14 protein-coding genes are annotated in these 21,250 nt (G+C 64.9%); 6 read left to right on the forward strand and 8 right to left on the reverse strand.

The window, feature by feature from the left end; translation table 11 throughout:
• Nucleotides 1-16: 16 nt before the first annotated feature.
• Nucleotides 17-1,063, reverse strand: a complete 1,047-nt coding sequence (locus ARC78_RS12965; RefSeq protein ID WP_054657874.1) for a serine hydrolase domain-containing protein — start codon at nt 1,061-1,063, stop codon at nt 17-19.
• Nucleotides 1,064-1,659: 596 nt separating this feature from the next.
• Here ARC78_RS12965 and ARC78_RS12970 point away from each other — a divergent pair.
• On the forward strand, nt 1,660-4,539 hold the full coding sequence (locus ARC78_RS12970) for a TonB-dependent receptor plug domain-containing protein (RefSeq protein ID WP_158499989.1): 2,880 nt from the start codon (nt 1,660-1,662) through the stop codon (nt 4,537-4,539).
• 46 nt (nt 4,540-4,585) lie between these two features.
• Here ARC78_RS12970 and ARC78_RS12975 read toward each other — a convergent pair whose 3' ends face one another.
• Both ARC78_RS12975 and ARC78_RS12980 read right to left on the reverse strand, forming a co-directional pair.
• Entirely contained in the window at nt 4,586-6,349 is a 1,764-nt protein-coding gene (locus tag ARC78_RS12975) for a peptide MFS transporter (RefSeq protein ID WP_054657878.1), read from the reverse strand.
• Between the two features lie 57 nt (nt 6,350-6,406).
• Entirely contained in the window at nt 6,407-7,558 is a 1,152-nt protein-coding gene (locus ARC78_RS12980; protein WP_054657880.1) for an acetyltransferase domain-containing protein, read from the reverse strand.
• 189 nt (nt 7,559-7,747) lie between these two features.
• Here ARC78_RS12980 and ARC78_RS12985 point away from each other — a divergent pair, with 189 nt between their 5' ends.
• The 4 genes from ARC78_RS12985 to ARC78_RS13000 all read left to right on the forward strand — a co-directional run bounded on the left by ARC78_RS12985 (nt 7,748) and on the right by ARC78_RS13000 (nt 14,846).
• Nucleotides 7,748-9,715: an OPT family oligopeptide transporter gene (locus ARC78_RS12985; RefSeq protein WP_057506448.1), complete on the forward strand. Its 1,968-nt coding sequence runs from the start codon at nt 7,748-7,750 to the stop codon at nt 9,713-9,715.
• 246 nt (nt 9,716-9,961) lie between these two features.
• Nucleotides 9,962-12,028, forward strand: coding sequence for an alpha/beta hydrolase family protein (locus tag ARC78_RS12990; RefSeq protein WP_054657882.1), 2,067 nt, complete (start codon nt 9,962-9,964; stop codon nt 12,026-12,028).
• Between the two features lie 160 nt (nt 12,029-12,188).
• The gene (locus ARC78_RS12995; protein ID WP_057506464.1) at nt 12,189-13,439 is read left to right on the forward strand and encodes a DUF819 family protein; all 1,251 of its coding nucleotides are present in this window, start codon (nt 12,189-12,191) and stop codon (nt 13,437-13,439) included.
• 150 nt (nt 13,440-13,589) lie between these two features.
• Nucleotides 13,590-14,846, forward strand: coding sequence for a DUF819 family protein (locus ARC78_RS13000; protein WP_057506449.1), 1,257 nt, complete (start codon nt 13,590-13,592; stop codon nt 14,844-14,846).
• 84 nt (nt 14,847-14,930) lie between these two features.
• On the opposite strand, the gene ARC78_RS13005 is transcribed toward ARC78_RS13000, so the two are convergent.
• The 4 genes from ARC78_RS13005 to ARC78_RS13020 all read right to left on the reverse strand — a co-directional run bounded on the left by ARC78_RS13005 (nt 14,931) and on the right by ARC78_RS13020 (nt 19,482).
• On the reverse strand, nt 14,931-16,130 hold the full coding sequence (locus ARC78_RS13005; protein ID WP_054659007.1) for a Tle-like phospholipase domain-containing protein: 1,200 nt from the start codon (nt 16,128-16,130) through the stop codon (nt 14,931-14,933).
• A 20-nt stretch (nt 16,131-16,150) separates the two neighbouring features.
• Nucleotides 16,151-16,942 carry an ankyrin repeat domain-containing protein gene (locus ARC78_RS13010; protein WP_054659006.1) on the reverse strand — a complete coding sequence of 264 codons (792 nt, stop codon included), beginning with the start codon at nt 16,940-16,942 and terminating at the stop codon, nt 16,151-16,153.
• 249 nt (nt 16,943-17,191) lie between these two features.
• Nucleotides 17,192-17,416, reverse strand: coding sequence for a YbdD/YjiX family protein (locus ARC78_RS13015; protein ID WP_054659005.1), 225 nt, complete (start codon nt 17,414-17,416; stop codon nt 17,192-17,194).
• Nucleotides 17,416-19,482, reverse strand: coding sequence for a carbon starvation CstA family protein (locus ARC78_RS13020; protein ID WP_054659004.1), 2,067 nt, complete (start codon nt 19,480-19,482; stop codon nt 17,416-17,418). Before ARC78_RS13020 ends, ARC78_RS13015 begins: the two co-directional genes overlap by 1 nt.
• A gap of 235 nt (nt 19,483-19,717) precedes the next feature.
• Here ARC78_RS13020 and ARC78_RS13025 point away from each other — a divergent pair, with 235 nt between their 5' ends.
• Nucleotides 19,718-20,569, forward strand: coding sequence for a pirin family protein (locus ARC78_RS13025; RefSeq protein WP_054659003.1), 852 nt, complete (start codon nt 19,718-19,720; stop codon nt 20,567-20,569).
• Nucleotides 20,570-20,617: 48 nt separating this feature from the next.
• On the opposite strand, the gene ARC78_RS13030 is transcribed toward ARC78_RS13025, so the two are convergent.
• A complete protein-coding gene (locus tag ARC78_RS13030; RefSeq protein WP_054660425.1) occupies nt 20,618-21,082 on the reverse strand; it encodes a hypothetical protein in 465 nt (154 codons plus the stop codon).
• Nucleotides 21,083-21,250 lie beyond the last annotated feature (168 nt).

Genomic DNA, 21,250 nt, shown 5'->3' on the forward strand with positions numbered 1-21,250 from the left:
CTTCGCCCGGGCACGGTCAGTCCTGCGCGCTGGACCAGTCCACCGCCGGATAGTCGCCTTCACCGAAAAAGCGCCGCAGCACCTGCTTGTAGGTGGCCGGTCCGTTGTCGCTGTTGGTGAACAGCGCGATGCTGTCGCCGCTGCGCGGGTCGAGCATGAACAACGCCTTGAAGCCGGGGTTGTCGCCCCAGTGCCAGACCAGTGGCCGGTTGTTGGCGTTCTGCAATCCCACTCCCAGTCCCCAGTCGATGAACGGATCGGCCGCACTGGGCGTGTCGGTGTCGTCGGCATTGCTGGACGCGGTGAACATCAGCGCATGCGTGGCCGGTTGCAGGCCTTCGCCGCGATACAGCGCACGCTGGAGGAAGTGGTGGTAGTCGCGCGCGGTGGTCACCAGCGTCCAGGCCGTGTTCTCCCAGCCGAAGACGCGGTCGCGTTCGGGCGTGCCGTCCTTGCCGTGACCACGGGCCTTGCGCTCGTCAAAAGCGTGATCGGTCATGAAGTGGCTGCTGGGCATATCGAAACGCGAGAACACCTCCTGCGTTGCCAGCTGTTCCCAACGCTTTCCGGTGAGGTGCTCAAGCGTGCGCTGCAGCAGGTAGAAGCCTTCGCCGGAATAGCCGAAACGTGCGCCGGTGGCGAACCGGTTCTGCAAGGGCGTCTGGTCGATAGCCGGATTGGACGGGGAGATCTGCCAGTTCGGCAGGCCGCTGGTGTGGTCGAGCACCCTGCGTGCGGTGATGGTGCGGGCCTGGGGATTGTCCTTGATCCGCTGCGATGGCCAGTAGTCCCACAGCGGCGTGTCCAGATCGATCGTTCCGGCATCGGCCAGCCGCAGCGTGATGTAGGCGCCGATCACCTTGGACAGCGATGCGGCCTGGAATACGGTCTGGTCGGTGACCGGGGCGGGGGCGTCATTGCGCATGACGCCGTGGCAGTACAGCGTGGCGGCGCCGTTGTGCGCGTAGACCAGCTGCGCACCGGGAACCCCCTGCGACCGCATTGTCTGGCGGAACTCTTCGAGCGCCGCATCCGTATCCCGGGTGTCAGTGCCACCCGGCACGCCGTCGCATCCGTGGACGGACAGTACTTGCGCTGTCTGTGGCTGGGAGTGCGCGGCTGCTGTCGAGAACAGTGCCAGTGCAAGAACGGCCGAACGTGAGGTGTGGATCTTCATCTGCTCCCCAATGTGGTTCGAATGACGCGATGGACGTGGTGGCATGCCGTTCAAGAGCGGTACCGGCAGCGCGATGCCGTCAGCTGGCGAGCGGAAACCATACCGCATCCATGCAGCAGTAAAAGGCTTTTGCGAGCTGATATTCGCGCCGCAGCGGCAGTGGTTGCGATGACGCTGGAGACGCGAGCAAAGGCTGCTTACGCGACGCGAAGAATCGGGGTTTTTTCCGATGCGCTGGACAGGCTGCCGCGCCTAGCATCGCTGCCATGTTCCGAGGAACGGCTCCCCGACAGGCGCCGCGCCGGCCGCTTCCGCGCGCCACGGACATTCTCCGGTTCCGCAACGCCAACGCTGCGATGCAGTGCGCGTCGCCCGATGGCCTGCAAAGGCGAGGAGCCGGGTAGTTCTTCAGGAAGTTGATCGTTGCCGCTGTAGCGCCATCCAACCGATCCATGTCGAGCAACCGGGGAGACGAATACATGATGTCCATTGGCACCCATCCTTTGCCGCGCTGTCGCCTGGGAGCGGCGATCCTTCTGTCGCTGGCCCTTCCGGCAACCGCGTGGGCGGGAGCTGGCGTGGCGCAGGATGCCGGTGGTGCTGTTCCATCGGCCGACGCCAGCACGGCGCCGGCGGCCAGGACCCTGGACAAGGTCGAGGTCACCGGTTCGCGCATCAAACGCGCCGAGGTCGAGGGGCCGTCGCCGGTGGTGGTGATCACCGCCGAGGACATCAAGAAGCAGGGCTACAGCACGGTGGCCGAGGCATTGCAGACGCTGACCCAGTTCAATGGCGACGTGGTCGGTGGCGAGTTCAACGCCAGCTCCACCCAGCCGGATGCCTCGTTCCTCAACCTGCGCGGCCTGGGGGTCGGCTATCAGCTGATCCTGCTCAACGGCAAGCGCATGACCGAGTACGCGGCCAGCTCCGGTGCGGCCTCGACCGGGGTGAGCGTGGGCAGCATTCCGGCGGTGGTGGTGGAACGCATCGAGGTGCTCAACGGTGGCGCCTCGGCCATCTATGGTTCCGATGCCGTGGCCGGGGTGGTCAACATCGTCACCCGTGACAACTGGGATGGCACCCATCTGCGCATCCGTGGTGGCACCACCAGCCACGGTGGCGGAGACACCGGGCAGTTGCAGTTCAGCGGTGGCAAGACCTGGGAGCGCGGCAATGTCACCTATGCGTTCGAACAGCTCAATCGCGAGCCGGTCTTCTCCTGGCAGCGCGGCAACATCATCCGCACCGGTATGAACGCGCCGGGCAACGCCGGCACCGACCGCCCCACGTTCGGGCTGGACAGCGCGCTGATGGATGGCGGTTACAACGACTACTACTGGCTGGACAGCAGCGGCCAGCTGGTCTATGCCGGCGATCTGGATCCGGCCGCGGCCGCGGCAGCGCTGGAACACACCTGCCGCAACATGGGCAATAACTACTTCCCGATGTACGGCTCCTCCAGCAGCACGCTTCCCTACAGCTGCGGCAACGCCAACTATTACGACGGCGACACCCTGGCCAACAAGTACAACAAGACCTCGGCCTATGTGTCGGGCCACTACCGCTTCAGCGATGCACTGGAAGGCTACGGACAGCTGCTGGTGCAGCGCTCCCGCAGCGAGGCCGCACACCGCACCAGCATGTACCTGTACAACGCCGGCAGCGCGTATGACGTGAACATCGGCCAGTTCGAGTACTGGCGCGCGCTGGATCCCAACGACATCGGTGGCGCGCCGATGCGGCTGTGGAACGAAACCACGCTCAGTGCGAACGTCGGCGTACGTGGCACGCTCGCCGAGCGCTTCGACTGGGATGCCAGCCTCAGCTTGTCGCGCGATGAAATGAAAAGCAGCTGGAAGCAGCTGATCACCGACCGGGTCAACCGCTATCTGTTCGGCGAACGGGTAGGCGAGGTCGATGGCGCGCCGTTGTACCGGATCGATCCGACGGTGCTGTTCGGAATAATCACCCCGCAGCAGTACACGGCAATGACCGACACCCTGCACAACCGCAATCTGTCGCAGACCTCGCAGGCGCAGCTGGTGGTCAGTGGGCCGCTGCTGACCTTGCCGGCCGGCGAGGTGGAGATGGCCGCGGTGCTGGAGGCCTCGCATTCCAAGTACGAGCTGGGTCCGGACCGCCGCAGCGTGAGCACCTACCAGGGCGCCGACCGCACGTTCAATTTCACCGGTGTCGCCGGCGGTGGTCCGCGCGACCGCTACGGCGCCGGTGTCGAGTTCCGCGTGCCGCTGCTGCAGCGGCTGGTGGCCAACGTCGCCGGCCGCTGGGACAAGTACGACGACATCTCCGATGTCGGTGACGCCACCACCTGGCAGGCCAGCCTGGAGTGGCGGCCGCTGGACAGTCTGCTGCTGCGCGCCAGCCGCCAGACCAGTTTCATGGCGCCGAACATCATGTGGCTGTATGGCGAGCCGGTCACCAACTACGACGACTATGTCACCAACTACTATCAATGCCGTCTTGATGGTCTGGATCTGACCACCACGGCCGGCCTGACCCGGTGCGGCACCGATTACCACCAGGGCGCGTGGTACGTGGAAGGCGGCAACAACCGTCGCCTGCACGAGGAGACCGCCACCTCCAACGGGCTGGGCATCGTCTGGGATATCAGCCAGGGGCTGTCGCTCAGCGCCGACTACTGGGACATCAAGCTCAAGGGCAAGAGCCAGTATCTGGATACGGCGACCTTGATGAACGAGAACGCCAACTGTCTATTGGGCAAACGCGTGGACGGCACGGCGGTCGATCCGGCCTCCGCAGCCTGCGCGATCTACCTGGACTATGTGAAGCGCGATGCGGCCGGCAACGTCACCGAGTACTTCCTCGATGCGATCAACCAGGCCGGCATCCGCACCAGCGGTGTCGATGCAAGCCTGCGCTATGCCTGGGATGGCGGGCGCTGGGGCAGTTTCAACGTCAACGCCGGCTACAGCCGCACCCTGCGCTACGACGTGCAGGTGGCCGCCGGTGATCCGTGGCAGGACTACATGGGCTGCTCCTACTCCTCCACCTACAGCTGCGGCAGCCAGCCGCTGGCGTTCCGCAGCCGCACCAACTGGACGCTGGGCTGGAACCGGGAGGACTGGTCCGGCAGCGTCTATGGCTACCGCAACGGCGCGCGGGTGAACTACCAGGCCACCGGCTACCTGCCCTCGTACGTGCAGTGGAACGCCAGTCTGTCGAAGAAGATCACCGACAACGTGCGCCTGGGCGTTGATGTCACCAATCTGTTCGACCAGTACGGGCCGAAGGATTCGACCATGACCTGGTATCCGTTCTACCAGAACATCTACGGCATCCAGGGCCGCGCGGTCTACGTGAACCTGGATATCGATTTCTGATTCTGGAAGCTGCGTGGCCTGCCGCCGTGGCAGGCCACGCATTGGCTCACTTCACCCCGTGCATCATCCGCTTCAGCAGCGGCGAGGCGAGCAGGGCCACGGCCGCGCAGCCCAGGCCGATCCACATCAGCAGCCAGAACAGGTGTTCGTAGCGGGCGGCGGCCTGGACCAGATCCATCACTTCGCCCTCGGGCACGTCGATGGCGGCGAGCTTGCCGAACAGGGCGGCCAGCGTCTCGGAAAACGCGGTGGCCAGGAACCAGGTGCCCATCATCAGGCTGACCACACGCGGCGCGGCCAGCTGGGTGACGGCCGACAGGCCGACCGGTGACAGGCACATCTCGCCGCTGGCGAGCACGAAGTAGGCCAGCACCAGCCACCACACGCTGGCCATCTGCCCGGTGGCGCCCACCTGCTGCGCCGCCAGCGCCAGCGGCACGAACGACAGCGCGCCCAGCACCAGTCCGTAGGACGACTTCAGCGGCTTGGACGGATCCAGCCCGCGCCGGTCCAGCCAGGCCCACAGGCTGGCGAACAGCGGTGCCAGCAGCACCAGGAACAGGCCGCCCAGATAGGTCAGCGAGCCGGCGTTCTGCGGAAGCACCAGACAGTCGCGCACCAGCATCACCAGCATGGCCACGGCGATCACCGCAAACAGCGTGCGCGGCGCATTGGAGCCGGGGTTGCGGTCCGACAGCCGTACCGCCAGCACGAAGCCCAGCGGCGCCAGCAGCAGCGAGAGGATCGACCACGGCATCGGCGTGCCGCCCTGGATCACCAGCGCCGGCACCAGATCCTTGGTCAGCAGACGGTCGGTGAAGGTCACCCAGGAGCCGTAGGTCTGCTCGTACAGGGTGAAGAACACCAGCGCCATGAAGATCAGCACCATCAGCGCGATCATCTGCTGGCGCTGCACCGGCGTGCACTGGGTGCCGGTGAACCAGGCAAACCAGACCAGCACCGCACCGAGCACCACGATCATCAGCATCAGCGCCAGGCTCAGCTCGCCGCCGAGAGCGAAGGCGCCATTGGCCGCGGCCCACATCAGCGCGGCCACCGGCACGATGCCGGCAATCGCCGCGGCGTAGATCAGCCATTCGCGCGGTAGGCCCAGCACGCGTTCGCGCAGGGTCGCCGGTTGCGGCGGTTCGGCATGGCCGTGCAGGTATTTCTGCCCCCACACGAACATGCCCAGGCCGACCAGCATGCCGATGCCGGCCGCGCCGAAGCCGTACTTCCAGCCGTAGGCCTCACCGAGGAAGCCGCAGACCAGCGAGGCGAACAGCGCGCCGAGGTTGATACCGGCATAGAACAGCGAGAAGCCCGAATCCCGGCGCGGATCGTTTTCCGGATACAGCTTGCCGACGATGGTGGAGATGTTGGGCTTGAGGAAGCCCACGCCCATGATGATCAGCGCCAGCGACAGGTAGGTCACGCCCAGCGCAGCCTCGTCGCGGACCACTTCGCCGGCCACCCGGTGCGCGGCGTGGCCCTCGAAGGCCATGCCGGGGTGGCCCAGCACCAGCAGGATGCCGCCGAAAACCACCGCCTTGCGCATGCCCAGCCAGCGGTCGGCCAGCAGGCCGCCGACCACCGGGATGCAGTAGACCAGGCCGCCATAGGCGCCCAGCAGGTCCAGGCCGGCCTTGTCGCCGAACAGGTGGTATTTGGTCAGGTACAGCAGCAGCAGCGCTTTCATTCCGTAGAAGGAGAAGCGCTCCCACATCTCGGTGAAGAAGCAGACGTAGACGCCCTTGGGGTGGCCGAGGAAGTCGTCGGAGCGGGCGTCGTTCAGGGCAGTTGCGGTCATCGGTGGTGCCGGGTGGGACAGCGGCCGAGTATAGGACCGCTGCCCCGTGCTGCGCGCTCAGAGGTAGCGCAGCCAGGCCAGATCACGACGGCGTGCCTTGAAGCGGGCAAAGGCACGGGTGGCGGGATAGAGCAGCACCGCCAGCACGGTGCTGATCAGCAGCACGGCTGACACCGCCTCGACACCGAAGTAGGGGCCATGGTTCGCGCCCCAATACGCCATCGCCGCCACATACAGCAGTTTCAGTACATACAGGTGCAGCAGGTAAAAGAACATCGGCGCCGCGCCGATCGATGCCAGTGGCTGCAGCCATGCCGCGATGCGGGGTTGCTCGTACAGGCGCAGCAGCAACAGGCCGATACCCAGCGTCAGCAGCAGGAACTGCAGCGAAGGCGGGTACTTGGTGACATTGAGCAGGCTCATCAGCGTCAGTCGGGCGTCGGCGAAGTGCAGCCACGGATGGTCGCCGTAGACATTGGCGGCACGCAGCAGCACGAAGCCGACCAGCATCGCCATGCCGGTGAGCAGCAGCCAGCGCTGGCGCTGCGACGCCGCGCGGTTGCTGGCATACCACGGGCCGAGCACATAGCCCAGGACAATCACGCCGATCCACGGCAACACCGGGTATGACGTGCGCAGCCGCCGGGCGTCGCCCAGTTCGATCCAGTCGCGCTGGTGCAGGATCTTCCAAAGTGTTGCTAGCACGCCATTGCCCTGGGCCTGAAGCGGATCAAGCAGGTTGTGGCCGGCAATGATGACTACTGCAAGGGCCAACAGCAGCTTGCGCGGCAGCCACAGCAGGCCCGCCAGCGCGATCATGCTCAGGCCGATCGCCCAGATCACCTGCAGGTAGAGCGTGCTGGGCGGGAACTGGAAGGTCCAGGCGAAATTGACCAGGGTCAGCTCCAACACCACCAGAAACAGGCCGCGCTTGAGCAGGAACGCGGCGGTGGCGCGTCGCGGGTCGGGCTGGCGCTGGCCATACAGCCATGCCGACAGGCCGGTAAGCAGCACGAATACCGGGGCACACAGATGGGCCAACAGGCGGAAGCTGAACAGGACGGGCGAAACCGAGCCAACGTCCATCGGGTCGTTGACCTGATGATGCAGATAGAAGGTCTCGCGGACATGGTCGATCAGCATCAGCAGCATCACCGTGCCGCGCAGCTGGTCGATGGAGGCCAAGCGAGTGGTCAGTACAGGGGGCATGGGCGGAGTTTTCTGAAAAGATATAACATAACATATCAGGCTGGAGCGGGCGATTTTGCCGATATGGCGCACAGAACATGCGGATTCATGGGATTGCAGCCGTGCAGGGCGGCAGCGCTGCGTTCAGACTGGACTTGCCGTTAAGCCAGCGTTAGCGTGAAGCGGTTTTTTGCCATTCAAGGGCTTTACATGAACAACGCTGCGCCTCGGCAGCTCACCTTCCGCGCGGTGGTGCTTGCCATCGTGCTGGCGGTGATCCTGTCCGCTGCCAACGCCTATCTGGGGCTGTTCGCAGGTCTGACCATCGCCACCGCCATTCCCGCCGCCGTGATTTCGATGGGCGTGCTGCGCCTGCTCGGTGGCGGCACCATCCTGGAAAACAACATCGTCCAGACCGGCGCCTCGGCCGGCTCGTCGATCGCCGCCGGCGTGATCTTCACCATCCCGGCGCTGGTGATCATGGGCTACTGGCCGGACTTCAAGTACTGGTGGGTGCTGGGCATCGCCGGACTGGGTGGCCTGCTGGGCGTGCTGTTCTCGGTGCCGCTGCGGCGCTCGATGATCGTCGAGGACCCGCTGCCGTTCCCCGAAGGCAAGGCGGCCGCCGAAGTGCTCAAGGCCGGCGAGAACCCGGGCCCGGGGCTGAAGATCCTCGCCCTGTCGGCTGTGATCGGCGCCGGGGTCAAGGTCGCCGCGGCCAGCGGCATGCGCCTGATCCCCGATACCTGGGCGCAGTCGGCCTATCTCGGCAGCTCCAAGGTCACCGCCTTTATCGGCACCAACCTGTCGCCGGCGCTGCTGGGCGTGGGCTACATCGTCGGCCTGAATGTGGGCATCGTGGTGCTGTCCGGCGCCATCCTGTCCTGGCATATCGCCATTCCGCTGTATCAGGCGTTCTTCGTGAACACCGATCCGGCGCTGGCCGCGCAGATCGCCACCGCGTCCTCGGCCGAGGCGGCTTTCGCCATCTGGGGCGCCAAGATCCGCTATCTGGGCGTCGGCGCGATGCTGATCGGCGGAATCTGGACGCTGTTCTCGCTGCGCAAGTCGCTGCTCAACGGCGTCAAGAGCGGCTTTGCGGCCGCCCGCAAGAGCAGCGGCCCGGCGCTGGACCACACCGAACGCGACCTGCCGATGAAGTGGATGCTGATCGCGCTGGTCGCCTTCGTGCTGCCGCTGCTGGGCCTGTACCAAGCCATCGTCGGCCAGTGGCTTGTGTCGATCCCGATGACCCTGATCATGATTGTCGCCGGCTTCCTGTTCGTGTCGGTCTCGGCCTATCTGGCCGGGCTGATCGGTTCGTCCAACAACCCGGTCTCGGGCATCACCATCTCCACCATCCTGTTCGCCTCGGCGGTGCTGGTGGTGCTGCTGGGAGATTCCGGTCTGGAGAAGGTGGGCGTGGGAGGCGCACCGCTGGGCGCGGTGGCCGCGATCATGATCGGCGCGGTGGTGTGCTGCGCCGCCGCGGTTGGGGGTGACAACCTGCAGGACCTGAAGGCCGGTTACATCGTCGGTGCCACGCCGTGGAAGCAGCAGCTGATGCTGGGTATCGGCGCGTTCTCCTGCGCGCTGATCATGGCGCCGGTACTGAACCTGCTGGCGACCGCCTACGGTATCGGTGCGCCGACTGCCGAGCATCCCAATGCGCTGGCGGCGCCGCAGGCCAACCTGATGGCCTCGGTGGCCCGCGGCCTGTTCGGCGGCGACCTGCCGTGGCTGTTCATCGCGATGGGCGCGGCAGTGGGGGCGGTGATCATCGCCATCGACGAATGGCTGAAGAAGACCGGCAAGCGTTTCCGCGTGCCGGTGCTGGCCGCGGCCATCGGCATCTACCTGCCGCTGGAGCTGATGGTGCCGATCTTCCTCGGTGGCCTGATCTCCCATCTGGTGGAGCGGTTCCACAAGGTCCGTGCCGACGATGAAGCCGGCCGTGACCGCGTGCACAAGCCGGGCGTGCTGTTTGCCGCCGGCCTGATCACCGGTGAGGCGCTGATGGGTATCGCCATCGCTGTCCCGATCGTGATCACCGAGCGGGCCGATGTGCTGGCCGTGCCGGTGCAGTTGCCGGCGGCGCAGTGGATCGGCCTGGCGGTGCTGGCCGTGGTCGGCTGGCTGATCTACCGCGTGGGCAAGCGTGCCGAAGGCGCCGTGTAAGCAGCCTTTCCGCTGAAGGCGTGCCGCCTTTGCCGTGTGCCTCTCCGGAAGAACGGAGAGGGATAGCAGAGCCGCCCTCCGGGGCGGCTTTGTTTTGGGCGACCTGCGGAAACCGGGCGTTACCGCAAAACCAGCCCTGGCCCGCTTTGCGTTTCGCGGTGGTTGGCCGGGCATGACTTCAAGCCTTTGCCACGGGCGGACCGGGGCGCCTACCATCGGCGTTTGCCGTTTTCTCCGGAGATGCCCATGAAGCTTCGTCACGCCCTGTTGCCGTTGTGCCTGCTTGCCGCGTTGCCCTCGCTTGCCAATGCACGCGGATTTGAAGTCCGCGACATGGTCAAGCTGGACCGAGTGTCCGCTCCGTTGCTGACCGGCAACGGAGGGCAGGTGGTATTCACCAAGCGCGTGGTCGATGCCGACCTGAAGGCCAGCAGCAGCCTGTGGATCCGTGACCTGCGCACGCGCGATCTGGCGCCGCCGCGCCCGTTCACCCCGGAAGGCTGGAACGTCAATTCCGCCTCGGTCTCCGCCGATGGCCAGACCGTGTATTTCCTCAGCGGCAAGCACGGCAGCCAGCAGCTGTACGCGATGTCCCTGGCCGGTGGCGCGCCGCGCCAACTGACCGACTTCCCGGTGGATGTGGACAGCTACCGCATCTCGCCGCAGGGCGACCGCGTGCTGTTCAGCACCGGCGTGTTCCAGGACTGCGGTTCGGACCTGGCCTGCACCAGCAAGCGGCTTGACGCCGAGAAGGCGAAGAAGACCAGCGGGCAGGTGTTCGACAGCATGTTCGTGCGTCATTGGGACACCTGGAATGATGGCCGCCGCAATACCTTGTTCGTTGCGCCGCTGCCGACCGCCGGTACGGCGCCGGTGAAGGGTGCCTCGGCGATCAGCGCCACGCTGGCAGGCGATGCGCCGTCCAAGCCGTTTGGCGGCAATGAGGATTTCGTCTGGTCGCCGGATGGCAAGACCGTCGTGGCCAGCATCCGCGTTCAGGGCAAGCAGGAGCCGTGGTCGACCAATTTCGACCTGTACCGGCTCGATGCCGCCGGCAAGAAGGCGCCGGTCAACCTGACCGCCGCCAACCCCGCGTGGGATGCCGGTCCGGTGTTCAGCGCCGACGGCAAGACCCTGTTCTACCGTGCGATGAAGCGCCCGGGCTTCGAGGCCGACCGATTCGGCCTGATGGCGCTGGATCTGGCCAGCGGCAAGACCCGTGAGATCGCCCCGCAGTGGGACCGCTCGGCCGATGGCATCACCTTGTCGGCCGATGGGCAGACCCTCTACACCACCGCGCAGGACATGGGCGAACATCCGCTGTTCGCGGTCAACATCGCCAGCGGCGAGCCGACCAAGCTGGTGGGCGAGGGCAGCATCTCGTCGTTCGATATCGCCGGTGATGCGCTGGCCTTCACCCGCAACTCGCTCAAGAGCGGCGACCAGGTGTTCACCAGCAGCACTGCTGCCGGCGCACCGCAGCGCGCGATCACCCAGAGCGCCGGCGAAATGCTCGAAGGCGTGGACTTCGGTGACTTCGAGCAGTTCTCGTTCAAGGGCTGGAACGACGAGACCGTGCACGGCTACGTGGTCAAGCCGCACAACTACGAGGAAGGCAAGCAGTACCCGGTGGCGTTCCTGATCCACGGCGGCCCGCAGGGCAGCTTCGGCAACGGCTGGAGCTATCGCTGGAATCCGCAGACCTATGCCGGCCAGGGCTACGCGGTGGTGATGATCGATTTCCACGGCTCCACCGGCTACGGCCAGGCCTTCACCGATGCGATCAGCCAGCACTGGGGCGACCGCCCGCTGGAAGACCTGCAGAAGGGCTGGGCCGCGGCGCAGCAGAAGTACCGCTTCCTCAACGGCGACAAGGCCTGTGCGCTGGGCGCCAGCTACGGCGGCTTCATGGTCAACTGGATCGCCGGCAACTGGAACGAGCCGTGGAAGTGCCTGGTGAACCACGACGGTGTGTTCGACCAGCGCGCCATGGGTTACGCCACCGAAGAATTGTGGTTCACCGAGTGGGAGCAGGGCGGCACGCCGTATGATGTCCCGCAGAACTACGAGAAGTTCAACCCGGTCAACCACGTCGCCAACTGGAAGAAGCCGATGCTGGTGGTGCAGGGCCAGCTGGACTACCGCATCCCGGTGGAGCAGGGCCTGGCCACGTTCACCGCGCTGCAGCGCCAAGGCATCGAGTCCAAGTTCCTGTACTTCCCGGACGAGAACCACTGGGTGCTCAAGCCGCACAACAGCGTGCAGTGGCATGACACCGTCAACGGCTGGCTGAAGCAGCACATCGGCCAGTAACGTTGTACGCAAGGGCACGTCCATACGGACGTGCCCTTTTTTGTTTCCGTCCTGTTGGCGGGAATCCTTCGGATCATTGGCAGACGATGCCCAGAACCGCTGACGGCGGTTTTTTGTGGACGCCTGCATGTCACGGCAAACAGGGGAGAGCACGGCGATGGTGGCAGCGGCAACGGGCGCATTGATCAGCAACGACATCATCGTGTTCGGCCTGATCGCCGCCACGCTGGGCGGCATTTTCTGGAGCTCCAGCAGCACGCTGCCGCTGCTGAAGAAGTTCTACAGTTTCGTGCCCGCGTTGCTGCTGTGTTACTTCATTCCCGGCCTGTACAACACCTTCGGCCTGATCGATGGTGAAACCACCAAGCTCTACAACCCGGTCGCGCGCGATGTGTTCCTGCCCGCTGCGCTGGTACTGCTGACCCTGTCCATCGATCTGAAAGGCATCCTCGGCCTGGGCTGGAAGATGCTGGCCATGTACGTGGCCGCGGTGCTGAGCATCATGCTCGGCGCGCTGGTGGCGTTCTGGCTGATGTCCTGGATCCATCCGCAAACGATGGCCGGTGCCACCTGGGGCGGCATGGCCGCGCTGGCGGGCAGCTGGATCGGTGGCGGCGCCAACATGCTGGCGATGAAGGAGATCTTCGAGGTCGATGCCACCACCTTCGGCCAGTTCGCGGTGGTCGATGTCGGCGTGGGCTATGTGTGGATGGCGGTACTGATCTTCTTCGCCGCGCGTGCGCCGGCGCTGGATGCGCGCTCCGGCGCCGATACCCGCGCGCTGGATGAGCTGCGTGACCGTGTGGCCACTTACCAGGCCCGGCACGCGCGCATACCCGTACTCGGCGATCTGATGGTGATGGCGGGCGTGGCGTTCGGCGCGGTAGCGCTGGCCCATGGCCTGGCCGGCCCGCTGTCGGGCTGGTTCGCCGCCAACGTCAGCTGGTCCAGCGCGGTGAGCATGGACAAGCCGTTCGTGTGGGTGGTGCTGCTGGCCACGTTCATCGGGCTGGGGCTGAGCTTCACCCGCGCCCGTGAGCTGGAAGGCGTGGGCGCCTCCAAGTGGGGCTCGATGTTCCTGTACTTCCTGATCGCCTGCATCGGCATGCAGATGGATCTGCTGGCGCTGCTGCAGAAGCCGTGGCTGTTCGCCCTGGGCGTTCTCTGGATCGGCGTGCACATCGTGCTGCTGTGGCTGGCGGCCAAGCTGCTGAAGGTGCCGTTCTTCTATTTCGCCATCGCCTCGCAGAGCAATATCGGCGGGCCGGCCTCGGCGCCGGTGCTGGCGACCGCGTTCCATCCGGCGCTGGCGCCGGTCGGGGTGCTGCTGGGCACGCTGGGCTACGCGGTGGGCACCGGTGCGGCCTACGTGGTGGGGATCACCTTGCGGGCGATGGCGGGCGCCGGATGAGGCGCTGCGGTTATCGGGCCGGGTGAAGCGGCGCGTGCGCCCCGCTTCGGCCGGTAGCCCGCGCGGATGCATTGCATGCTAGGCTGGCGCCTCATCGCCACGTTAGCCACGTGGCGTTTTTATTTCCCTTCGATCGACAGGAATGGCTGCATGCCGACCGAAATCAGCACCACTTTGATCACCAACGATATTGTCGGGCTTGGCCTGATCGCCGCCACACTGGGGCTGATCTTCCATCTGGCCAGCCGCCCTGACGGCTTCTGGCGGAAGTTCTTCACCTGGGTGCCGGCGCTGCTGCTGTGCTACTTCATTCCGGCCATCTACAACACCGCCGGGGTGATCGACGGCCACACCACCAAGCTCTACAACCCCATCGCGCGCGATGTGCTGTTGCCGGCGGCGCTGGTGCTGCTGACGCTGTCCATCGACCTGAAGGGCATCGCCCGGCTCGGCCCGAAGCTACTGATCATGTTCGTCACCGGCACCGTGGGCATCATGCTCGGCGCGCTGGTGTCCTTCCAGGCGATGAAGCTGATCCACGCGCCCACCGTGGCCGGGGACACCTGGGCCGGCATGGCCGCCTTGGCGGGCAGCTGGATCGGCGGCGGCGCCAACATGGCCGCGATGCGCGAGACCTTCAACGTCGATGCCACCACCTTCGGCCAGTTCGCCGTGGTCGATGTGGTGTGTGCCAGCATCCTGCTGATGCCGGCCCTGATCTGGCTGGCCGGTCGTGCGCAGGGCATCGACGCACGCAATGGTGCCGACACCTCGGCCATCGACGACATGAAGCGTCGTATCGCCGACTACCAGACCAGGAGCGCGCGCATTCCGACCCTGACCGATCTGATGGTCATTGTCGGCGTCGGTCTGGGCATCGTCGGGGCGGCACATGCGCTGGCGGCGCCGCTGGCGACGTGGTGTGCGGCCAACATCAGCTTTGCCAAGCAGGCCTCGCTGGACAACCAGTTCGTCTGGGTGGTGATGCTGTCCACCTTCGCCGGTCTGGCGCTGAGCTTCACCCGCGCACGCGAGCTGGAAGCGGCCGGCGCCTCCAAGGTCGGCACGCTGTTCCTGTACTTCCTGATCGCCTGCATCGGCATGCAGATGGACCTGCTCGCGTTGCTGGAGCGTCCGTGGCTGTTCCTGCTGGGTGTGATCTGGATGGGTACCCACGTGCTGCTGCTGTATGTGGTCGGCCGCCTGCTGAAAGCGCCGATGTTCTTCCTGGCCATCGGTTCGCAGGGCAATGTCGGCGCCGCAGCTTCGGCGCCGGTGGTGGCGGCGGCCTTCCATCCCAGCCTGGCGCCGGTGGGCGTGCTGCTGGGCACGGTCGGCTATGCCACCGGCACGGTGCTGGCCTACCTCACCGGGCTGATGCTCAAGTGGATGGCCGGCGCGGCCTGAGTCGGCTGCCAGCGGCAGGAAACCCGGTCAAAAAGAAGGACAGCATCTGCTGTCCTTCTTTTTGGTGCTGCCGACGTCTTGAAATCAGCCCATCGCGAGATGCCGTCGACCAGGATCAGGTTCAATGATCGAATCGGCGGGGATCAAACGCTGGTGTTGCTGGAGCTGACGGATGCTGGCCTGCATCGGCATATCCCCTGCCGCTGCCAGATCCACGTTGCTGCGCCGATGTGCCGGGTCAAGCAGGTTGCCTTGGACAGCGAATAGGCGGTCCCCGTGGATGAGCAGATGGTCGATTCTGTCCAGCCCGTCATCCGCCGAGCGCGCGGCGATACCCGCGGCGGTGTTGAGGAAGGACACGTCGTCTTTCAGGCCCAGCTTCTCCCGCTGGGGTCCAAGCTGGATGACCGCATCTTCGAACAAACGGTTCCCGACACTATTGGCCGATGCCGGGGCTTTGATTGCCTCGCCTTGTTCGGCATCGCGCAGCTGCTGCAGATCCAGCGAGTCCATCACCGAGGCGATACCATGAAGGTCATATCGATGCTTGAGCATCGCTCCGGGGACAAGGCGCTGGCCAAACGACAGCGGGGCGGGATCGGGCAGTTCGATTCGATGGCCGATAGCATCGGGCAGCGCCCATTTCAGCGGAATACTGTCTTCCTGCAGATGCGTGAGTAGCTCGTTCTTGACGCTGTAGCTGCGGATCAGCCCATCGGCTGCATATTCCCTGGCAGCAATCGGGTCCAAGCGTACACGCTCGAAGGTGTTGCTATGTACGCCTGCAGAGTTGTAAGTAACGGTGGGTGTGTTGTTGATGACGCCAGCGGCAGCAGCGAGGCCACCGCCCAAAGAGTGTCCAGTCAATAAAAGATTTTCGCCGTAAGCAGCCAAAGCTCTTTCGGTCAACTCGATTGCATTTTTGTACTGCCTTGTCTGGAATCCGACGCCCTGTCCCAGATTCTGTGGCCAGTCTTTACCTTGGTCGGTTCCGCAGAATGCCAGGACAACCTGTCCGTCAGGGCCGCGATAGAAGCCTGCATCGAAACCAGACCTGTCGTTGTGTAACAAGGAAGTGCCGATATTTTTGCTTCTAAGCTCTTGTTCACTGATTCGGGTCCATCCGGGCGGTAGAAGGACGGACTCTGGAGATTGACCTTCGCGACGGGTGCGTGCGTGAGCGTAGATATCTTGAAGTACCTGTGGCAGCTGAAGGTCAATAGATTGCGGTGTCGTACCGGCAATTGATCGGGCATCAAATTTGGTGAAAGTAGTCGATTCCATGACAAGCGCCTTCCCCGGTATCAATGCTCGATGGCAATGTTGTGCTGCTCCAGCCAGCCGCGAACATGTTCACGACCTGCCTTCCCTTTGGCGTTGAGCAGCTTTTCCGGCGTTCTAAAAAAGGAAAGTTGGAACGTATCGCCGTTATTGTTACGCAGAGTGGGATCAACACCCGCCTCCAACAGTTTGAGTACGGTGTCTGGATCCTTGGCGCCAATGTGAAGCAGGGTGTTTCCCAGGTTATCTCGACGCTTGATGTCGGCACCTGCATTGATCAAAAGATCGCGCTGGATATGCTGGTCATACATCACCGCAACGAACAGTGGCGTCCAGCCATTGGTGGGACGCGTGTAGTCGACGGGAACCTTGTGCTTGAGCAGAACCTCGAGGTACTCCGGTGGATCGACCATCGCGGCCATATGCACGACGGTTTCGTCATCCATGCCGATCAGGGAAGGATCGGCGCCGGCCTCCAGCAGCGCCTCGAGTGAAGCGGGCTTCTGGTTCCATATTGCCCATTCCAGCAGGGTCACATTGTATTGACCGCGGGCAGCCAGATCGGTGGTCGGCGCCAGTGCCTTTATCCGCGCGATATCGCCGTCAGCAATGGCATCTGCCAGCGGCTTCACGGCTGGATCGGTGAATGGGGTCTTCTGCGGGATGTCGGCTGCCACTCGTCCTTGCTCCTTTGCTTGAGACATTGTGCTTACGCATGAAGCGATATTGTTTATGCATGAAGTCGTTTTGCTTGCGCATGAAGCCACCAGCAACGAGGTGGCTATTGTTGCGAGAACACGGGTCTTTCTCTGCATTCCAGTTTCCTTTCCGGTTGCACTGCACGGGTGGCATGACCTGGGATTCCCTGGTGATGGCCGATCCTAGCACCGGGATCTGGGGTGGTCGGTCCTGCCCCTGTGATCGGCTTTGCAGATCGCGGATATGAAAGAACGGCAGGACAGCCGTTCTTCCCCGGCGAGGCCGGACGGTGACGCACAGGGATGCGCGTCATGAAAAAAGGCGGGGCCAATGGCCCCGCCTTCTATGTTCTTCAAACCGCGGACTCAGCAGCAGCGGAAGCCACTCTTGCCGCCGAAGCGGGCGTCCTGGCGTTCGCGGAAGAAGGTCTTGTAGTCCATGACCGGACGGTCGGGATGCTTCTCCTGCATGTGCCGCACATAGTTGTCATAGTCCGGCACGCCGCAGCACAGGCGCGCGGTCTGTACCAGACGCCGCCAGGTGCGGCGGAACGTCTGGTACTGGCCGACCGGGACCAGTTCGGTGCCCATTACACGTCCATCTCGTGCGGCTTGAGCGCCACGTACGGGGTTTCGCGGTCGGTGCGCACCGGCGAGCGGCGCGCCACCATGATGGTCTTGACCGAGTACACCAGCACCGCGAACACCACGAACAGGAACAGCGCGGTGAGGCCGGCGTTGATGTAGTTGTTGACCATCACCTGCTGCATCTGTCCGAAGTCCTTGGACGGCGGCAGCAGGTTGCCGGCGGCGATCGCATCACGGTACTTGTGCGCCTGGGCCACGAAGCCCACCGCCGGTTCGCTGGCGAAGATCTTGATGAAGCCGGCCGCCGTGGTGCAGATCAGCAGCCAGATCGCCGGCAGCAGCGGCACCCAGGCGTACTTCTCCTTCTTCATCTTGAACAGCACCACGGTGCACAGCAGCAGCGCCACGCCGGCCAGCATCTGGTTGGCGATACCGAACAGCGGCCACAACATGTTGATGCCGCCCAGCGGATCGGTCACACCCTGGTACAGGAAGTAGCCCCACAGCGCCACGCAGCCGCCGGTGGCGATGAAGCTGGCCACCCACGAATCGGTGCGACGCAGTGCGGGCACGAAGTTGCCCAGCAGGTCCTGCAGCATGAAGCGGCCCGAACGGGTGCCGGCATCGACCGCAGTGAGGATGAACAGTGCTTCGAACAGGATCGCGAAGTGGTACCAGAACGCCATCATGCCGTCGCCCGGCAGCACCGCATGCAGGATCTGCGCGATACCCACCGCCAGCGTCGGGGCGCCGCCGGCGCGCGAGAGGATGGTGCTTTCACCGATCTCGGCCGCGGTGGTGGTCAGCTGCTCCGGGGTGATCGCAAAGCCCCAGTTGCTCACCACCTGCGCGGCATGGACCACATCGGTGCCGATGATCGCCGCCGGGGAGTTCATCGCAAAGTAGATGCCCGGCTCGATGATCGAGGCCGCCACCATCGCCATGATCGCCACGAACGATTCCATCAGCATGCCGCCGTAGCCGATATAGGCGGCGTGGCCTTCATTGGCCAGCAGCTTGGGCGTGGTGCCCGAGCTGATCAGCGCATGGAAGCCGGAGACCGCGCCGCAGGCGATGGTGATGAACAGGAACGGGAACATGCTGCCCTTCCACACCGGGCCGGTGCCGTCGGTGAACTGTGTCAGCGCCGGCATCTTCAGTTCCGGCATCACGATCAGGATGCCGATCGCCAGGCCGACAATCGTGCCGATCTTGAGGAAGGTGGACAGGTAGTCGCGCGGGGCCAGCAGCAGCCACACCGGCAGCACCGCGGCCACGAAGCCGTAGCCGATCAGCATCCAGGTGATCTGCACGCCGGTGAAGGTGAACATCGGGCCCATCACCGGATCGGCGGCGACCTTGCCGCCGTACCAGATCGCGGCCAGCAGCAGCGCCAGGCCGACCACCGAGATCTCGCCGATCTTGCCGGGGCGGATGTAGCGCATGTAGATGCCCATCAGGATCGCGATCGGCATCGTCGCGATCACCGTGAACATGCCCCACGGGCTGCCTTCCAGTGCTTTCACCACGATCATCGCCAGCACCGCCAGGATGATGATCATGATCATGAAGACGCCGAACAGCGCGATGGTGCCCGGCACCGGGCCCATCTCCTCGCGTACCAGGTCGCCCAGCGAACGGCCGTTGCGGCGCGTGGAGATCATCAGGATCATGAAATCCTGCACCGCGCCGGCCAGCACCACGCCGGCAATCAGCCACAGCGTGCCGGGCAGGTAGCCCATCTGCGCGGCCAGCACCGGGCCGACCAGCGGGCCGGCGCCGGCAATGGCGGCGAAGTGGTGGCCGAACAGCACATGCTTGTTGGTCGGCACGTAGTCCAAGCCATCGTTGTTCAGAACCGCCGGGGTGGCGCGGGTGGGATCAACGCCGATGACCTTCCGGGCGACGAACAGGCCGTAGTAGCGGAACGCGACCAGGTACAGCGAAACCGCCGCCACCACGATCCACAACGCGTTGATGTGTTCGCCGCGGCGTAGCGCCACCACGCCCAGACAGAATGCGCCGATCAGGGACAGCAGCGCCCAGCCGGCTTTGGAGAAACCTTTCATCGAGTCGCCTCGCAGGAGATTGGCTCAAGGTTCTACCCATGGACGGCGGGGGTCAACGGATATGGCGGTGGCGGGACCCCAGACTTTGGTCTTACGGTGAAACCCCTGACAAACCTGACTGCGGGTTGCGTGGCGTGTCGCTTGCACCAGCACTGGAACAATCGGTTGCGAGGGCGGTGCTTGGTCCTGCCGTGGGCAGCCTCCATTGTCTGGATATATTTCAAGGAGCCTGATCATGACTGGTGACACCGCGGCCCGCGTGGTCCGCAACCTGCGGGGCATGCCCACCTCCGATGGTGCCGGCGTGCGTCTGACCCGGGTGATCGGCACGCCGGCGCTGCCGGAGCTGGATCCGTTCCTGATGCTGGACGAATTCGGCACCGACAAGCCGGAGGATTATCTGGCCGGTTTTCCCGACCATCCGCACCGCGGCTTTGAAACCGTCACCTACATGCTCGACGGCCGCATGCGGCACCGCGACAACCACGGCAACGAGGGCCTGCTGACCCCGGGCAGCGTGCAGTGGATGACCGCCGGGCGCGGGCTGGTGCATTCGGAGATGCCCGAGCAGGAGTCCGGGCGCATGCGCGGTTTCCAGCTGTGGGTGAACCTGCCGGCGCGCGAGAAGATGACCGATCCGCGCTACCAGGAGTTCGCCGCCGAGCGCATTCCGCAGGTCCAGCCGGCCCAGGGCGTGAGTATCAAAGTCATCGCCGGCAGCGTCGGCGGTGTCAGCGGCCCGATCGTGCAGCCGGCGACCGATCCGCTGTATCTGGATATCACCCTGGCGCCCGGCAGCTCGTGGCAGTACACGCTGCCGGCCGGCCACAATGCGTTCGCCTATGTGTTCGAAGGCGGCGTGACGGTGGGCGAGGGCGCAAATGCACGCGTGCTGGCGCAGAGCGAGCTGGCCGTACTCGGCGGTGGTTCCCAGCTGCAGTTGCAGGCCGGCCCACAGGAAGCGCGCCTGATCCTGGTCGCCGGGCGCCCGCTGGGCGAACCGGTGGCGCGTCACGGCCCGTTCGTGATGAACACCCGGCAGGAACTGATGCAGGCCTTCGTGGATTACCAGGAAGGCCGCTTCTGACCGATGCGCCGTCCGCGCCGCAGGAGCGCGGACGGGCCGCGCGGGGCGTCAGTTGCCGCTGCCGGCCAGCGCCGGGGAGTTGAGGTTCAGGGCCTGGGTCAGCGTCTGCAGGCTGGCCAGCTCGCCGCCGTCGGCCGCTTCGATCCAGATCTGGGCATAGCGCTTCTTGTCCAGCTTGACCACGGTGATACGGCGCGACTCCAGCCCCGGCAGGTCGCGGCCGCCCATATCCATCTTGTACCAGTGCAGCGCCTCGCCGCCGAAGGTGCCTTTTTCCGCGCGCAGCGCCCGGGTCAGGGCGATGCCCGGATCACGCGCGGTGAGCATCATGTTGAGCACGGTACGGCCATCGGGGGTGGTGGCCTTGCAGACGATGAAGTCGCTCTGGGCCTGCTGTTCCCAGTGCAGGCCGCTGTCGGCCGGCAGCAGCGGGCACTGGGCGGTCTGCTGGGCCGAGGCGGTGGCAGCGGCGGCAAGCAACAGGGCGGCACAAACGGTACGGACAGTCTTCACTTCGCTTTCCCCATGAAACACCGCCCGCTACCGGCGCGATGGATGTTGTGTGGATCGTTGAAGGCGGTTGCGCGGCTGGTGGCCAGTTCCCTCGCGCCCGTTGCGCGCATCCCCATGCGCGCCAGCCGAGGTCCGACGGTATTACACAACCGCCGTCACTTGCAAAGC

The organism is Stenotrophomonas pictorum JCM 9942 (assembly GCF_001431585.1).
Classification (GTDB): Bacteria; Pseudomonadota; Gammaproteobacteria; order Xanthomonadales; family Xanthomonadaceae; genus Stenotrophomonas; species Stenotrophomonas pictorum.

Bases quoted from the DNA above. Each gene is read 5' to 3' on its own strand.
- ARC78_RS12970 (WP_158499989.1), top strand. From the start codon at position 1,660: ATGTCCATTGGCACCCATCCTTTGCCGCGCTGTCGCCTGGGAGCGGCG.
- ARC78_RS12975 (WP_054657878.1), bottom strand. From the start codon at position 6,349: ATGACCGCAACTGCCCTGAACGACGCCCGCTCCGACGACTTCCTCGGC.
- ARC78_RS12980 (WP_054657880.1), bottom strand. From the start codon at position 7,558: ATGCCCCCTGTACTGACCACTCGCTTGGCCTCCATCGACCAGCTGCGC.
- ARC78_RS12985 (WP_057506448.1), top strand. From the start codon at position 7,748: ATGAACAACGCTGCGCCTCGGCAGCTCACCTTCCGCGCGGTGGTGCTT.
- ARC78_RS12990 (WP_054657882.1), top strand. From the start codon at position 9,962: ATGAAGCTTCGTCACGCCCTGTTGCCGTTGTGCCTGCTTGCCGCGTTG.
- ARC78_RS13000 (WP_057506449.1), top strand. From the start codon at position 13,590: ATGCCGACCGAAATCAGCACCACTTTGATCACCAACGATATTGTCGGG.
- ARC78_RS13005 (WP_054659007.1), bottom strand. From the start codon at position 16,130: ATGGAATCGACTACTTTCACCAAATTTGATGCCCGATCAATTGCCGGT.
- ARC78_RS13010 (WP_054659006.1), bottom strand. From the start codon at position 16,942: ATGCAGAGAAAGACCCGTGTTCTCGCAACAATAGCCACCTCGTTGCTG.
- ARC78_RS13015 (WP_054659005.1), bottom strand. From the start codon at position 17,416: ATGGGCACCGAACTGGTCCCGGTCGGCCAGTACCAGACGTTCCGCCGC.
- ARC78_RS13020 (WP_054659004.1), bottom strand. From the start codon at position 19,482: ATGAAAGGTTTCTCCAAAGCCGGCTGGGCGCTGCTGTCCCTGATCGGC.
- ARC78_RS13025 (WP_054659003.1), top strand. From the start codon at position 19,718: ATGACTGGTGACACCGCGGCCCGCGTGGTCCGCAACCTGCGGGGCATG.